This is a genomic window from Pseudomonas sp. NPDC087336 (assembly GCF_044744285.1).
Classification (GTDB): Bacteria; Pseudomonadota; Gammaproteobacteria; order Pseudomonadales; family Pseudomonadaceae; genus Aquipseudomonas.
This window is the reverse complement of the sequence record NZ_JBIUYA010000001.1, coordinates 137272-150421: the sequence shown is the minus strand read 5'-3', so window position 1 is coordinate 150421 and position 13150 is coordinate 137272. Positions and strand designations below refer to the sequence as shown.

Genomic DNA, 13150 nt, shown 5'->3' with positions numbered 1-13150 from the left:
AAGCCTCGCTCCTACAGAGCGTGACTTGCCCGCGAATGCATTCTTGAATGCGCTACAAATTCCTACTTCTTGGACGCGACCATCGCCATGAACGCCGGCATCGCCGCCTCCTTGTCCGCTGCAACCCGCTGAACATTCGGGTTATCGCCCAGAATCTCCAGCAGCGCCTTGGCTGCCGGCAGCTCAGCCAACAAATCGATATCAAACAACTTCTTCGCCACACCGCACGCCAGCGGCACGCTGTACAGGAAATACAGATCCGCCACGCTCAGGTTTTCGCCTGCCACGTAAGGGCTGAATTTTCCGTGCCGGCCCAGCGCCGCAATACCCTGCAATAGTTCGGCCTTGGTTTTTTCCTTGATCGCATTCGGTAGCGTCATGCCAAAAAAAGCTTCTGGATAAGAGGCACGCGCCGGCAGCTCGATATACAGCTCGATCTCCCTCGCCAGCGCCAGCACCTGCGCCCGTTCAAAGGGATCGCTCGGCAGCAGTGGCGTGCCTTTCTGGCTTTGCTCGATGTATTCGAGGATCACACTGGTTTCATTGATGAAACCCTGCTCCGTCTGCAACACCGGGACTTTGCCACGGGGGCTGATGGCCAGCGCCTCGGGGGTCTGGCCGGCATAAAACGGCACTTCTTCGAACGGCAGTCCTTTCTCCAGCAGCGCCAGCTTGACCATGTTGTAGTAGTTGCTGACGGAAAAACCATAAAGCTTGAGCATCACATAGCCTCCAGGCCGTGCGTGGGGTGGGCAGTGCCTGTTTATAGAACGCTCCAGGCTTTCTTGCCAGCAGCATCACGCGGCTGAATGCGGGTAAACTGGCGACCTTTCCTTAAGGAGCCTGCCATGAGCGAACCAACCGATATCGATAACGACGAAGAAGAATTCGCCGAAACCACGCTGGTCGAAGCCATCGAGAACCAGATCGAAAGCGACAATCCGCCGGCCGCCAAAGCGACCTTCAACAAGCTGACGCTGGTGGGCTACGAGCGCGAGGACATCCTCAACTTGATGGCCCACGTTTTGGCCATAGAAATCGACACGATGCTCGACGAAGACCGCGCGTTCAATACCGAATGGTACGAAGCCGCGTTGCGGGCACTGCCCGAGTTGCCGCCGGAAAAGCAATAACCCTGGCACGAGCACTGGACATGCCGCGCGAGTGAGATCACCTTAGGAGCGCTGTCGCCCAATTCCTAGAAAGTCTGGAGTCCTTATGTCGCTTACCCCTGAGTTGGTTGCCGAACTGGAAGTCCTCGCACTCTTCAACCTGGACAGTTCCCAGGAAGGTTTGAAAATTCATCAGACCGCTGCCCCGAAACACATTGCCGCCGCCAAACGCCTGTTTGAGAAAGAACTCATCGACCAGCCTGACGGCGGTTATCTGACCAGCCTGGGTCGTGACGCCGCGCAAAATGTACAAACCGTTCTGACTATTCTGAGCGTTCAGGAAACAGCCTGAATTCCATCGCATTGCCCACGGAAGCCCCGCCACGGGATTTCCGCGGGCGCATTCAGTCGCCTGGCGTCGCCCCGTGATAGAAATCTGACGCCAGAATACAAAATCAGCTTAAAAGTCCCGGGGCCGAGGCGCTAAACTGCCCCTCATCCCGAGAGCCTCCACGTCCGAGCCCTGCGAGCCGGTTTGAGCTGACATGACCCGCACCCATGAAATCCGCCCCGATCTGGACGAGGGAATTGACCGCAAGGTGCTCAGCCAGCTGCGCGCACGCTTCCTCAAGCTCAACGAGGGGCGCATGGCGCGTGCCATGGAAGGGTTATCGACGCGCCAGCAAGGGGTATTGAACCTCCTGCCGCTGTTCTTCCACGTCAATCATCCTCTGCTGCCAGGTTACGTTTCGGGCAGCACACCGGCCGGGCTGTCGAATTTCGAGCCGGATGCCAGCCTCCTCGCCGAAGCCCAGCGCCTGACCCGCTCCTTTTCCTATAAGCCGCGCCACGGCAGCAATCCACCCCGGCCAATTCACGGCCTGTTCCTGATGGGCAGCCTCGGCACCCTGGCCCAGGCGGACCAGAGCGATATGGACGTGTGGGTCTGTCACAGCCCGGACCTGAGCGAAAACGAGCTCACCGAATTGCGCAGGAAGTGCCAACTGCTCGAAGCCTGGGCTGCCAGCCAGGGTGCCGAGGCGCACTTCTTCCTGGTCGACCCGATCCGCTTCGTAGGGGGTGAGCGCGACAGCCAGCTGAGTTCGGAAGACTGCGGCACCACCCAGCACTATTTGCTGCTGGACGAGTTTTATCGCACGGCGATCTGGCTGGCAGGACGGACGCCTATCTGGTGGCTGGTGCCGGTGTATGAGGAAGCCAACTATGAGCAATACACCCACACACTGACCTCCAAGCGCTTCATCCGCGCCGATGAAACCCTGGACCTGGGCCACCTGGCCCGCATTCCGCCTGGGGAATTCGTTGGTGCGGGGCTCTGGCAGCTGTTCAAGGGTATCGAGTCGCCGTACAAATCGGTGCTCAAACTCCTGCTGATCGAGGTGTACGCCAGCGAACACCCCACAGTCCAATGCCTGAGCCTGCGCTTCAAACAGGCGGTGTTCGCCAACCGGCTCGACCTCGATGAGCTGGACCCGTATGTCGTGGTTTATCGACGCATCGCGCAGTACCTTATCGCCCGCAACGAACCGGAGCGACTGGAGCTGGTGCGCCGAGCGCTCTACCTGAAGGTCAATCGCAAACTCACTGGCAGCGGTGGGCGCACCCAAGGCTGGCAACGTTCGTTGCTTGAGCGCCTGGCTCGCGAGTGGCAATGGGATCAGCGCCAATTGGCCCTGCTCGACAGCCGCAGCCAGTGGAAAGTGCGCCAGGTGATCTCGGAGCGCCGGGCCCTGGTCAATGAACTGAATTTCAGCTATCGCTTCCTGACCCAGTTTGCCCGCCACGAACAATCCATCAGTCCGATCAACAAGCGCGACCTCAGCGTGCTGGGTCGACGCCTGTATGCGGCCTTCGAGCGCAAGGCGGACAAGGTCGAGTTCATCAACCCCGGCATTGCCCCGGACCTGGCCGAAGACACTCTGACGCTGGTGTACGCGCCGAGCAGGAAAGAACCCGAGCAAAGCCAATGGGGCTTGTACAACGGCAGTCTGACCGCCCTTGAGTGGGAACATTTCGCCCCGATCAAACGCAGTCGCCATTTGCTCGAGCTGCTCGCCTGGTGCCACCGCAACGGCGTGATCGACAGCAGCACCCGCCTGGCCTTGCACCCGGGCAGCAGCGACCTCAGCGAATTCGAGCTATTCAACCTGCTTGGCAGCCTGCAACAGAGCATTCCCCTGCCTCTGCCGACCGTCGCCGAAGAACTCCTGCTGCGTGCCAGCGTGCCCAGCGAGGTGCTGATCCTGGTCAACGTTGGCATTGATCCGCTCAAGCACCACCGCGACCTGAACATCCTGATGACCACCGAGCGTACCGATTCCTTGAGCTACGCAGGCGTTAGGGAAAACCTGGTGCTGACCCTGGATCAGGTCACGCGCAACAGCTGGAACGAAGTGCTGGTCAGTCGCTATGACGGCCCCCACGCCCTGCTCGATTGCCTGCGCGACTATCTCAACGCCCTGCCTGGCAGGCCGCGGCAACCCAGGTTGAGAGTGCGTTGTTTCTGTCACAACCGCGCGCAATTCATCGCCCAGCGCGTCGAAGACATCCTCGACACCGCGCAGAACCTGCTGCTGAGTAATCTCAACCATCGCTACCTGATTCAGGTCCAGCAGCATTACCACGTGCTGGAACTGATACCCGGCCAGGTCAATCACATCGCCCTGGCTAGCCTGCCAGCATTGCTCGACTACCTCGGTGAAGAACTGGCGAGCTACAGCCCGCTGCACCTGGACCCGATGGCACTGGACGACCAGGACCTGGCGCTGCTGCTGCCCATGGGTCGACCGGACTGCATCCAGGTGTTCTACCGGGTCAACGAAGCGCAGGCCGATCTGTACGTGCTCGATGAATTCAATGCCTTGTGGCAGCAGCGCCTGCCGTGGCATGACGAGCACAGCCTGCTGGTGCCGTTGCAACGCTTCCTGCAATCGATCCAGTACCGGCGCGATGCCGCGCTACCGATGGACACGGCCCAGCCTGCGAGCCTGGACACCCTGTACTATCAACTGCAGCCTTCAGGAGCAGGCCGGGCGCGTCGGGTGGATGCCCGACCGGCGCCGCAAACCCCGGTCAACAAACCCTTCTATGACGTACAGGCGATCGTCGGCAAAGCCGCACCGGGCAAGGTACAGGTCACGCTGTATTGCAATCAGCGGGAGTTTTCCGAGCTGGAACATGGCGACCAGCTGTTCAGCGTGGTCGCCCGGGAAATCGTCGAACAACGCCGTGAGACCGAACGCTACCGCTGCTACATCACCGATCTGGACCTTTCAGGCCTGCTCGGTGATGGTCAGGGGTCGAGCAATCTGTATCTGCGCTACAAGACCGACCTGGAGCGCGCATTGAACGAGGCGCTCGAACAGGTCTGATGCGGGGTCAAACGTTGTAGTCGCCGCCGTTGGCTGGCTGCGATTCGACTTCAAGCAGGGTCAGTTTCAACGTCTTGCCGCCCGGGGCTGGCCAGTCGATGTGCTGGCCGACTTTCAGGCCCAGCAACGCGCTGCCGACTGGCGCCAGAATGGAAATCTTGCCTTCATCGGCATTGGCATCCTTCGGATACACCAGCGTCAGGTGGTAGTCCTTGCCACTGCCCTCTTCACGACAGTGCACACGGGAATTCATGGTCACGACGTCGGCGGGCACTTCATCGTGGCCGACCACTGTATCGGCGCGATCCAGTTCGGTTTGCAGCGCGATAACGCCCGGCAGCGTTTCGTCCAGGCTGTCGATCAGGCGCTCCAGACGTTGTACGTCCAGACGGGTAAGGGTGATGGAAGGTGCGGTCATGATCAGGGCAGACTCCTTTCTTCTGCACGAAAAAAGCAAAACCCCGCCAGAAAAAGGCGGGGTTTTCACAAGCCTCGATGGGTTGAGGCATACCCGGACACTATCACAGCTCAAAAAATATACAAGCCGCCACCGGCATACGGCTGTGCGCCCCTACCGGGCATCGGTGGTGGTTTTGCGATGCGAGGCCTGGGCGCAGATCACCCGGCGGCGCTCGTCATCCGCCGAGCGCCATTCGCGGATGTCTTCGACATGGCGGAAACACCCGAGGCAGACCTTCTGCTCATCCAGCCGGCACACGCCACTGCAGGGCGAAGGGACTGCCGGGCTGACGTTGCTGTAAAGCGGCTTTGGCGGACGAACGGGCGCAGGCTGGGTCACGACGTTACAGGCCTTCGAAATCGAGTTCGACGTCGGCTTGTTGCTTGACGATGCGCTCAAGCATTTCACCCAGCTGCTCTTCGCTCTTGTCGCACATCCAGCGCTCGCTTTCTTCGTCGTAGTCGAAGTGGAAGCCGCCGGACACTGCCGCCAGCCACAGCTGACGCAACGGTTCCTGGCGACTGAAGATCAGCGCGGTGCCGTTTTCAAACTTGACGGTCAGCACACCGGCCGAGCTTTCGAGATCGATATCCAGGTCGCTGTCGTCAAAGATGTCCTCCAGCGCCTGCTGGGTGGCATCGACCAGATCGTGGAAACGCGCTTCGGACAAACTCATTACGGCAACCTCAAAAAGTGTCTGATCAGGCTCAAGCGCCGCACGATACGGGCGAGCCCCGCTGATTGCAAAGGATAACGATCATGGGCCGATATAGGTACATCAAACGCTGTACCTGTGGGAGCGAGCTTGCTCGCGATGGGGCCGGCAAACTCAACATCAATGTCGACAGAACCACCGCTATCGCGGGCAAGCCCGCTCCCACAGGGTTCGATGTGTATGCGCGAAGGCCCGCCGGACGGGAGCCCCGTCGCATAGGCAAGCTGCCGGGTGGCCGGTATACTCCGGCGCAATTACTGCATTTTCAAGGATTTCGCCATGAAGCGCCTGATCTCTTCCCTAGCCGCGCTCGCTTCGATCGTCGCTTTTGCCTGTTTGGTTTCAGCCTGTGGCCAAAAAGGCCCGCTGTACCTGCCCGATGAAGATCAGGACCCTGCAGAGCAAGCCCAGTCCTCGCAAAAGCAGCCCTCCAAGTCGCACAAGCACGACGTCTACCAATAAGGGAACATCATGGACGCTTTTAACTACCGTGACGGTGAACTGTTCGCGGAAGGTGTTGCCCTGTCTGCTATCGCTGATCGCTTTGGTACACCGACCTACGTTTACTCGCGCGCGCACATCGAAGCCCAATACCTGGCTTATGCCGATGCCCTGGTTGGCATGCCTCACCTGGTTTGCTTTGCGGTCAAGGCCAACTCCAACCTGGGTGTGCTGAATGTCCTGGCGCGTCTGGGTGCCGGTTTCGACATCGTTTCCCGTGGCGAACTGGAACGTGTACTGGCCGCTGGCGGCAGCGCCGACAAGATCGTGTTCTCCGGCGTCGGCAAGACCCGCGACGACATGCGTCGTGCGCTGGAAGTCGGCGTGCACTGCTTCAACGTCGAATCCACTGACGAGCTGGAGCGCCTGCAAGTGGTGGCGGCCGAGCTCGGTGTTCGGGCGCCGATCTCGCTGCGCGTAAACCCGGACGTCGATGCCGGTACTCACCCATACATCTCCACCGGTCTCAAAGAGAACAAGTTCGGCATCGCCATCGCCGACGCCGAAGACGTGTACGTGCGTGCTGCGCAGCTGCCGAACCTGGAAGTGGTTGGCGTCGATTGCCATATCGGTTCGCAATTGACCACCCTGCCACCGTTCATCGATGCTCTCGACCGCTTGCTGGGCCTGGTCGACCGCCTCGGCGATTGCGGCATCTACCTGCGCCACATCGATCTCGGTGGTGGCCTGGGCGTGCGTTATCGCGATGAAGAGCCGCCATTGGCCGCCGACTACATCAAGGCCGTGCGCGAGCGTCTTGACGGTCGCGATCTGGCACTGGTGTTCGAACCGGGCCGTTTCATCGTCGCCAACGCCGGCGTGCTGCTGACCCAGGTCGAGTACCTCAAGCACACCGAACACAAAGACTTCGCCATCGTCGACGCGGCCATGAACGACCTCATCCGCCCGGCGCTGTACCAGGCCTGGATGGACGTCACCGCCGTGCGCCCGCGCGCTACCGCTGCCCGCCCCTACGACATCGTCGGGCCGATCTGCGAGACCGGTGACTTCCTGGCCAAGGAGCGTGAGCTTGCTTTGGAAGAAGGCGACCTGCTGGCCGTGCATTCCGCCGGCGCCTATGGGTTTGTCATGAGCTCCAACTACAATACCCGCGGCCGCGCCGCTGAAGTGTTGGTGGACGGCGATCAGGCATTTGAAGTGCGTCGCCGTGAGACGGTAGCCGAGTTGTTCGCTGGCGAAAGCCTGCTGCCGGAGTAAAACCATGCTGCTGCGTTTTACCAAGATGCACGGCCTGGGCAATGACTTCATGGTCCTCGACCTGGTCAGCCAGCACGCGCATATTCTGCCCAAGCATGCAAAGCTTTGGGGCGATCGACACACCGGCATCGGTTTCGACCAGTTGCTGATCGTCGAAGCCCCGAGCAACCCGGACGTGGACTTCCGCTATCGGATCTTCAACTCCGACGGCTCCGAAGTGGAACAATGCGGCAACGGTGCACGCTGTTTCGCCCGTTTTGTGCTCGACAAGCGCCTGACCGCGAAACGGCAGATCCGTGTCGAAACCAAAAGCGGCATTATCGAGCTGGATGTTCGCAACGACGGACAGATTGGCGTGAACATGGGCGCGCCGCGCCTGGTGCCGGCCGATATTCCGTTCCAGGCGTCGGAACAGGCCCTGAGTTACCAGGTTGAGGTCGACGGCACACCGGTCGAGTTGGCTGCCGTGTCCATGGGCAATCCCCACGCCGTGTTGCGGGTCAGTGACATCAACAATGCACCGGTGCATGAACTGGGGCCGAAAATCGAACATCACCCGCGCTTCCCGGCACGGGTCAATGTCGGTTTTCTCCAGGTCATCGACCGGGGCCGCGCGCAGCTGCGCGTCTGGGAGCGCGGGGCGGGGGAAACCCAGGCCTGCGGTACCGGCGCCTGCGCCGCGGCGGTGGCCGCGATCAGCCAGGGGTGGATGGATTCGCCGCTATTGATTGACCTGCCCGGCGGGCGTCTGTCCATTGAATGGGCAGGCCCTGGGCAACCAGTCATGATGACCGGCCCGGCAGTACGTGTATATGAAGGACAAGTACGTCTTTGAGTGAGCCAAAGCCATGACCGATAAGCCCCAGGTACCCGCCCGACAGCCCGACGAATCAGCGTCCGAAAGCCTGGAGGCGGCGGCGATTGCCGCGTACCTGGAGGCTCATCCGGACTTCTTCGTCGAACACGAAGAACTGCTGCCGGCCTTGCGCATTCCCCATCGCCGTGGCGACACCGTGTCCCTGGTCGAACGCCAGATGACCATCCTGCGTGACCGCAACATCGAGTTGCGACACCGCCTCTCGCACTTGATGGATGTGGCCCGCGACAACGACCGCCTCTTCGACAAGACTCGCCGCCTGATCCTTGCGCTGATGGATGCCAACACCCTGGAAGACGTGGTGATGTGCGTCGAAGACAGCCTGCGCCAGGACTTCCAGGTGCCCTTCGTCAGTCTCATCCTGCTCGGCGACAACCCCATGCCGGTTGGCCGCTGGGTCACTCACGCCGAGGCACAAGTGGCCATTGGCGGCTTGCTACAGGAAGAAAAGAGCGTCAGCGGCACCCTGCGCGAGCATGAACTGGACTTTCTGTTCGGCGAAGAGCAGCGCAAGCAGATCGGCTCCACCGCCGTCGTGGCCATCAGTCACCAAGGCATCCACGGCATCCTGGCCATCGCCAGCCGCGACCCGCAGCACTACAAGAGCTCGGTGGGCACGCTGTTTTTGAGCTACATCGCCGAAGTCATGGGCCGCGTGCTGCCACGGTTCAACAGCTCTCTGCGCTCGGTACGCTGAGATGGAACGGCAACTGGACGCTTACTGCGAACACCTGCGCAGTGAGCGGCAGGTGTCGCCGCACACGCTATCGGCCTATCGCCGCGACCTCGACAAAGTGCTGGACTGGTGCGTCAAACAGAACATCGGCAGTTGGGCGGCCCTGGACATCCAGCGCCTGCGCAGCCTGATCGCCCGCCTGCATTCACAAGGTCAATCGTCCCGCAGCCTGGCACGGCTGTTGTCGGCAGTACGTGGGCTTTATCACTACCTGAACCGCGAAGGCCTCTGCGATCACGACCCTGCCAATGGCCTGGCACCGCCCAAGGGCGAGCGCCGCTTGCCGAAAACCCTCGATACCGACCGCGCGCTGCAACTGCTGGAAGGTGGCGTGGAAGACGACTTTCTGGCGCGCCGGGATCAGGCGATCCTTGAACTGTTCTACTCCTCCGGGCTGCGCCTGTCGGAGCTGACCGGGCTCAATCTCGATCAGCTGGATCTGGCGGACGGCATGGTCCAGGTGCACGGCAAGGGCAGCAAAACCCGTCTGCTGCCAGTGGGCACAAAAGCCCGCGAGGCGCTGGAACAGTGGCTGCCACTGCGGGCCTTGGCCAATCCGGCGGACGATGCGGTGTTTGTCAGCCAGCAAGGCCGGCGCCTGGGTCCGCGGGCGATCCAGTTGCGGGTCAAGGCCGCGGGCGAACGCGAACTGGGGCAAAACCTGCACCCGCACATGTTGCGACATTCTTTCGCCAGCCACCTGCTGGAGTCCTCCCAGGACCTGCGGGCGGTGCAGGAACTGCTCGGCCACTCGGACATCAAGACCACCCAGATCTACACCCACCTGGATTTCCAGCACCTGGCAACCGTCTACGACAGCGCCCATCCACGGGCCAAACGCATTAAAGGCGACGATTCATGACTCTCCAACTGATCACTTTCGACCTCGATGACACCCTGTGGGACACCGCCCCGGTGATCGTCAGCGCCGAAGCCGTATTGCGTGAATGGCTGACTGAACATGCGCCCAACCTGGGCGCTGTTCCGGTGGATCATTTGTGGGCCATTCGCGAACGCATCCTGAGCATCGAGCCAAACCTCAAGCACCGCATCAGTGCCTTGCGTCGCCGTGTGTTGTTTCAAGCACTGGAAGAAGCCGGGTACGCCCATGCGGAGGCGTCGGACCTGGCCAATCAGAGCTTCGAAGTGTTCCTGCATGCCCGGCATCAGCTGGAAATCTTCCCGGAGGTGCAACCCACCCTCCAGGCACTGGCCGACCATTACACCCTCGGCGTGGTCACCAACGGCAACGCCGATGTGCGCCGCCTGGGGCTCGCGGACTACTTCAAGTTTGCGTTGTGCGCTGAAGACATCGGCATTGCCAAACCCGATGCGCGACTGTTTCATGAAGCGCTGCAACGTGGTGGTGCAACCCCGGAATCGGCGGTGCATATCGGTGATCATCCGGGGGACGACATTGCCGGCGCGCAACAGGCAGGGCTGCGGGCGATCTGGTTCAACCCGGCGGGCAAAGTCTGGGAAGCCGAGCGTTTGCCGGATGCCGAAATTCGCAGCCTGACCGAATTGCCGGCGTTGTTGGCGCAGTGGAATCTGTAGGAGCTGGCTTGCCAGCGAAGGCGATCTCAAGGATTGCACAAGACTCAAGGGCCCCTTCGCCGGCAAGCCGGCTCCTACAGGGCTGCGCACGATTTTGTTTCAGGCATGAAAAAGCCCGCAGCGACGGCGGGCTTTTTCAGCAAGCGTGCAGCAGGCTCAGATAGGCCGGCTACCGTACTTGTTGTCAGGCTTCTTGGGAGGATCGGCGACCACATTGGCCTCCACTTCCTGCACCTTGCCACCACGAGCCAGGAACTCTTCCATGGCCTTGGCCAGGGCGTCGCGTTCCTTGTTCTTGGCTTCGACACTCGGCAGCTCATCAACCGATACCGCTGCCTTGGCTTTGCCTTTGGCGGTCGGAACGGGGGCATCACCGCCGTCGTCTTCAGCGACGTCTTCCGCCGCTGCTTCCAGACCTTCTTCGGTTTCGTCGTCGTCGCCTACTTCGAGGTCGTCGTTTTCCAGATCATCGTCGCTCATGTTCTACCTCATGACTTGCGAAAAGCAGATTAGTTATAGCCCAGCTTTGCCCTCTGTCGAAGGCCGCCGGAAAAAAATCAACAGCCGCTGCTGACCAGCGGTTATGCCCCTTCACCGTGCACGGTGGCGAGGACTTTACGGGCACCGCCATGATCACGGTGCTCGCCCAGGTAAACGCCTTGCCAGGTCCCTAATGCCAGTCGGCCCGCCGAAACCGGCAAACTGAGCTGACAGCCAAGCACGCTGGCCTTGAAGTGCGCCGGGAGGTCGTCCAGGCCTTCGTCGTTATGCTCATAGCCGTCTGTTCCTTGTGGGATCAGACGATTGAAAAATCGTTCGAAGTCGCGACGGACCGCCGGATCGGCGTTCTCGTTGATGGTCAACGACGCCGAGGTATGCTGTATCCACAAATGCAACAGACCGACCCGACACGCCTTGAGTTCAGGCAGGCCGGCGAGTAACTCGTCCGTTACCAGATGAAAGCCCCGGGGCCTCGCCCGAAGGGTTATCAGAGTCTGTTGCCACATACAGTTCTCCGCACGTCCGGGGCGCATTCTAGCGCGCTCTGGGAAAAAACAAAGGCCCTGATCATCCCTCATTCCTGTAAGCCTTCGGCCGTACAAATATACCCGACGCAAACATCGTAAAACCTGTAGGAAAAAACCTTTCAGCTCACCCTTCAATGACAAATTCCAGACAAAAAAATGCCCGGCAAGCCGGGCAAGTTTTTTTCATGCGCGTGCTTACAAGTTGTAGCCGCGTTCGTTGTGAAGCGCCAGATCAATACCGACCGCTTCTTCTTCCTCGGTGATACGCAGGCCCATGACGGCGTCCAGGACCTTGAGGATGATGTAGGTGACGATCGCGGTGTAGATCACCGTGAAGCCCACGCCCTTGAGCTGAATCCAGACTTGCGCACCGATATCGGTGACAGTGCCGAAACCACCCAGGGCCGGTGCAGCGAACACACCGGTCAGGATCGCGCCGAGAATACCGCCGATACCGTGCACGCCGAAGGCGTCCAGGGAGTCGTCATAGCCGAGTTTGCGTTTCAGGGTGGTCGCGCAGAAGAAGCACACCACGCCTGCAGCCAGACCGATCACCAAAGCCCCCATCGGGCCTACGGTGCCAGCGGCCGGGGTAATGGCTACCAGGCCTGCAACCACACCCGAAGCGATGCCCAGTGCGCTTGGCTTGCCGTGGGTGACCCACTCGGCAAACATCCAGCCCAGAGCAGCGGCGGCGGTAGCGATCTGGGTAACCAGCATTGCCATGCCGGCAGTGCCGTTGGCCGCCGCAGCGGAACCGGCGTTGAAACCGAACCAGCCGACCCACAGCATGGCCGCGCCCATCAGGGTGTAACCCAGGTTGTGCGGCGCCATCGGCGTGGTCGGGAAGCCTTTGCGCTTGCCCAGCACCAGGCAGGCAACCAGACCAGCCACACCGGCATTGATGTGCACTACGGTGCCACCGGCGAAGTCCAGCACGCCCCAATCCCACATCAGGCCGCCGTTGCCGGACCAGACCATGTGCGCGATCGGTGCATACACCAGGGTGAACCAGATGCCCATGAAGATCAGCATCGCGGAGAATTTCATACGCTCGGCAAAAGCACCAACGATCAGCGCCGGAGTGATGATGGCGAACGTCATCTGGAAGGTGATGAACACCGCCTCAGGGAACAGCGCCGCAGGGCCGGTCAGGCTGGATGGCGTGACACCGGCGAGGAAGGCCTTGCCCATGCCACCGAAGAACGAGTTGAAGTTGACGACGCCCTGCTCCATGCCGGTGGTGTCGAACGCAATGCTGTAGCCATAAATGACCCACAGGACGCTGATCAGACCGGTAATGGCGAAGCACTGCATCATCACGGAAAGAATGTTTTTGGAGCGAACCATGCCGCCGTAGAACAGCGCGAGGCCGGGAATGGTCATGAACAGCACGAGGGCTGTCGAGGTCATCATCCAGGCGGTGTCGCCGGAGTTGAGGACTGGGGCCGCCACTTCGTCTGCCGCCATGGCCAGGCAGGGCATTACGAAGGACAACAGGGCTCCTAGCCCTGCGAATTTACGCAGAGTCATTTTGTTTTCTCCTGGGGCGTT

At 60.8% G+C, this 13150-nt stretch carries 16 protein-coding genes; 9 read left to right on the top strand and 7 right to left on the bottom strand.

Going from position 1 to position 13150, the window contains the following annotated elements; genetic code table 11:
* Window positions 1–62: 62 nt before the first annotated feature.
* Window positions 63–722, bottom strand: a complete 660-nt coding sequence (locus ACIO0C_RS00690) for a glutathione S-transferase family protein (RefSeq protein ID WP_401306592.1) — start codon at window positions 720–722, stop codon at window positions 63–65.
* A 126-nt stretch (window positions 723–848) separates the two neighbouring features.
* Between ACIO0C_RS00690 and ACIO0C_RS00685 the strand changes: the two genes are divergently transcribed.
* The 3 genes from ACIO0C_RS00685 (at window position 849) to ACIO0C_RS00675 (ending at window position 4504) form a co-directional block, all read left to right on the top strand.
* Window positions 849–1133, top strand: a complete 285-nt coding sequence (locus ACIO0C_RS00685) for a hypothetical protein (protein WP_401306589.1) — start codon at window positions 849–851, stop codon at window positions 1131–1133.
* Window positions 1134–1218: 85 nt separating this feature from the next.
* Entirely contained in the window at window positions 1219–1464 is a 246-nt protein-coding gene (locus ACIO0C_RS00680) for a TIGR02647 family protein (RefSeq protein WP_046818484.1), read from the top strand.
* Window positions 1465–1657: 193 nt separating this feature from the next.
* Window positions 1658–4504, top strand: a complete 2847-nt coding sequence (locus ACIO0C_RS00675) for a class I adenylate cyclase (RefSeq protein WP_401306586.1) — start codon at window positions 1658–1660, stop codon at window positions 4502–4504.
* Between the two features lie 7 nt (window positions 4505–4511).
* Here ACIO0C_RS00675 and rnk read toward each other — a convergent pair whose 3' ends face one another.
* The 3 genes from rnk to cyaY form a co-directional block, all read right to left on the bottom strand.
* Window positions 4512–4922 (bottom strand): nucleoside diphosphate kinase regulator, encoded by a 411-nt coding sequence (gene rnk, locus ACIO0C_RS00670; RefSeq protein WP_401306583.1) that lies wholly within the window; start codon window positions 4920–4922, stop codon window positions 4512–4514.
* A 153-nt stretch (window positions 4923–5075) separates the two neighbouring features.
* A complete protein-coding gene (locus ACIO0C_RS00665) occupies window positions 5076–5303 on the bottom strand; it encodes a DUF1289 domain-containing protein (protein WP_401306580.1) in 228 nt (75 codons plus the stop codon).
* Between the two features lie 4 nt (window positions 5304–5307).
* A complete protein-coding gene (gene cyaY / locus ACIO0C_RS00660; protein ID WP_401306577.1) occupies window positions 5308–5640 on the bottom strand; it encodes an iron donor protein CyaY in 333 nt (110 codons plus the stop codon).
* Window positions 5641–5958: 318 nt separating this feature from the next.
* On the opposite strand from cyaY, the gene ACIO0C_RS00655 reads away from it, so the two are divergent.
* The 6 genes from ACIO0C_RS00655 to ACIO0C_RS00630 are packed head-to-tail and all read left to right on the top strand — an operon-like array spanning window position 5959 to window position 10568.
* On the top strand, window positions 5959–6141 hold the full coding sequence (locus ACIO0C_RS00655) for a lipoprotein (protein ID WP_008066386.1): 183 nt from the start codon (window positions 5959–5961) through the stop codon (window positions 6139–6141).
* Between the two features lie 9 nt (window positions 6142–6150).
* Complete coding sequence (lysA, locus tag ACIO0C_RS00650) at window positions 6151–7398, top strand: diaminopimelate decarboxylase (RefSeq protein ID WP_401306574.1); 1248 nt, start codon at window positions 6151–6153, stop codon at window positions 7396–7398.
* A gap of 4 nt (window positions 7399–7402) precedes the next feature.
* Window positions 7403–8233 carry a diaminopimelate epimerase gene (gene dapF / locus ACIO0C_RS00645; protein WP_401306571.1) on the top strand — a complete coding sequence of 277 codons (831 nt, stop codon included), beginning with the start codon at window positions 7403–7405 and terminating at the stop codon, window positions 8231–8233.
* A 13-nt stretch (window positions 8234–8246) separates the two neighbouring features.
* The gene (locus tag ACIO0C_RS00640; protein WP_401306569.1) at window positions 8247–8972 is read left to right on the top strand and encodes a DUF484 family protein; all 726 of its coding nucleotides are present in this window, start codon (window positions 8247–8249) and stop codon (window positions 8970–8972) included.
* Between the two features lies 1 nt (window position 8973).
* A complete protein-coding gene (gene xerC / locus ACIO0C_RS00635; protein WP_401306567.1) occupies window positions 8974–9873 on the top strand; it encodes a tyrosine recombinase XerC in 900 nt (299 codons plus the stop codon).
* On the top strand, window positions 9870–10568 hold the full coding sequence (locus ACIO0C_RS00630) for an HAD family hydrolase (protein ID WP_401306564.1): 699 nt from the start codon (window positions 9870–9872) through the stop codon (window positions 10566–10568). Before xerC ends, ACIO0C_RS00630 begins: the two co-directional genes overlap by 4 nt.
* Before the next feature lie 156 nt (window positions 10569–10724).
* Here the strand turns inward: ACIO0C_RS00630 and sutA are convergent, their stop codons facing one another.
* From sutA to ACIO0C_RS00615, 3 genes are all read right to left on the bottom strand, one after another.
* Window positions 10725–11048: a transcriptional regulator SutA gene (gene sutA, locus ACIO0C_RS00625; protein ID WP_007980816.1), complete on the bottom strand. Its 324-nt coding sequence runs from the start codon at window positions 11046–11048 to the stop codon at window positions 10725–10727.
* Window positions 11049–11149: 101 nt separating this feature from the next.
* Window positions 11150–11575, bottom strand: a complete 426-nt coding sequence (locus tag ACIO0C_RS00620) for a secondary thiamine-phosphate synthase enzyme YjbQ (RefSeq protein WP_401306560.1) — start codon at window positions 11573–11575, stop codon at window positions 11150–11152.
* 216 nt (window positions 11576–11791) lie between these two features.
* A complete protein-coding gene (locus ACIO0C_RS00615) occupies window positions 11792–13129 on the bottom strand; it encodes an ammonium transporter (RefSeq protein WP_401306557.1) in 1338 nt (445 codons plus the stop codon).
* Window positions 13130–13150: the final 21 nt, after the last annotated feature.

Excerpts from the sequence above, each read along its gene's own strand:
- ACIO0C_RS00690 (WP_401306592.1), bottom strand. The coding sequence starts at position 722 with ATGCTCAAGCTTTATGGTTTTTCCGTCAGCAACTACTACAACATGGTC.
- ACIO0C_RS00685 (WP_401306589.1), top strand. The coding sequence starts at position 849 with ATGAGCGAACCAACCGATATCGATAACGACGAAGAAGAATTCGCCGAA.
- ACIO0C_RS00680 (WP_046818484.1), top strand. The coding sequence starts at position 1,219 with ATGTCGCTTACCCCTGAGTTGGTTGCCGAACTGGAAGTCCTCGCACTC.
- ACIO0C_RS00675 (WP_401306586.1), top strand. The coding sequence starts at position 1,658 with ATGACCCGCACCCATGAAATCCGCCCCGATCTGGACGAGGGAATTGAC.
- rnk (WP_401306583.1), bottom strand. The coding sequence starts at position 4,922 with ATGACCGCACCTTCCATCACCCTTACCCGTCTGGACGTACAACGTCTG.
- cyaY (WP_401306577.1), bottom strand. The coding sequence starts at position 5,640 with ATGAGTTTGTCCGAAGCGCGTTTCCACGATCTGGTCGATGCCACCCAG.
- ACIO0C_RS00655 (WP_008066386.1), top strand. The coding sequence starts at position 5,959 with ATGAAGCGCCTGATCTCTTCCCTAGCCGCGCTCGCTTCGATCGTCGCT.
- lysA (WP_401306574.1), top strand. The coding sequence starts at position 6,151 with ATGGACGCTTTTAACTACCGTGACGGTGAACTGTTCGCGGAAGGTGTT.
- dapF (WP_401306571.1), top strand. The coding sequence starts at position 7,403 with ATGCTGCTGCGTTTTACCAAGATGCACGGCCTGGGCAATGACTTCATG.
- ACIO0C_RS00640 (WP_401306569.1), top strand. The coding sequence starts at position 8,247 with ATGACCGATAAGCCCCAGGTACCCGCCCGACAGCCCGACGAATCAGCG.
- xerC (WP_401306567.1), top strand. The coding sequence starts at position 8,974 with ATGGAACGGCAACTGGACGCTTACTGCGAACACCTGCGCAGTGAGCGG.
- ACIO0C_RS00630 (WP_401306564.1), top strand. The coding sequence starts at position 9,870 with ATGACTCTCCAACTGATCACTTTCGACCTCGATGACACCCTGTGGGAC.
- sutA (WP_007980816.1), bottom strand. The coding sequence starts at position 11,048 with ATGAGCGACGATGATCTGGAAAACGACGACCTCGAAGTAGGCGACGAC.
- ACIO0C_RS00620 (WP_401306560.1), bottom strand. The coding sequence starts at position 11,575 with ATGTGGCAACAGACTCTGATAACCCTTCGGGCGAGGCCCCGGGGCTTT.
- ACIO0C_RS00615 (WP_401306557.1), bottom strand. The coding sequence starts at position 13,129 with ATGACTCTGCGTAAATTCGCAGGGCTAGGAGCCCTGTTGTCCTTCGTA.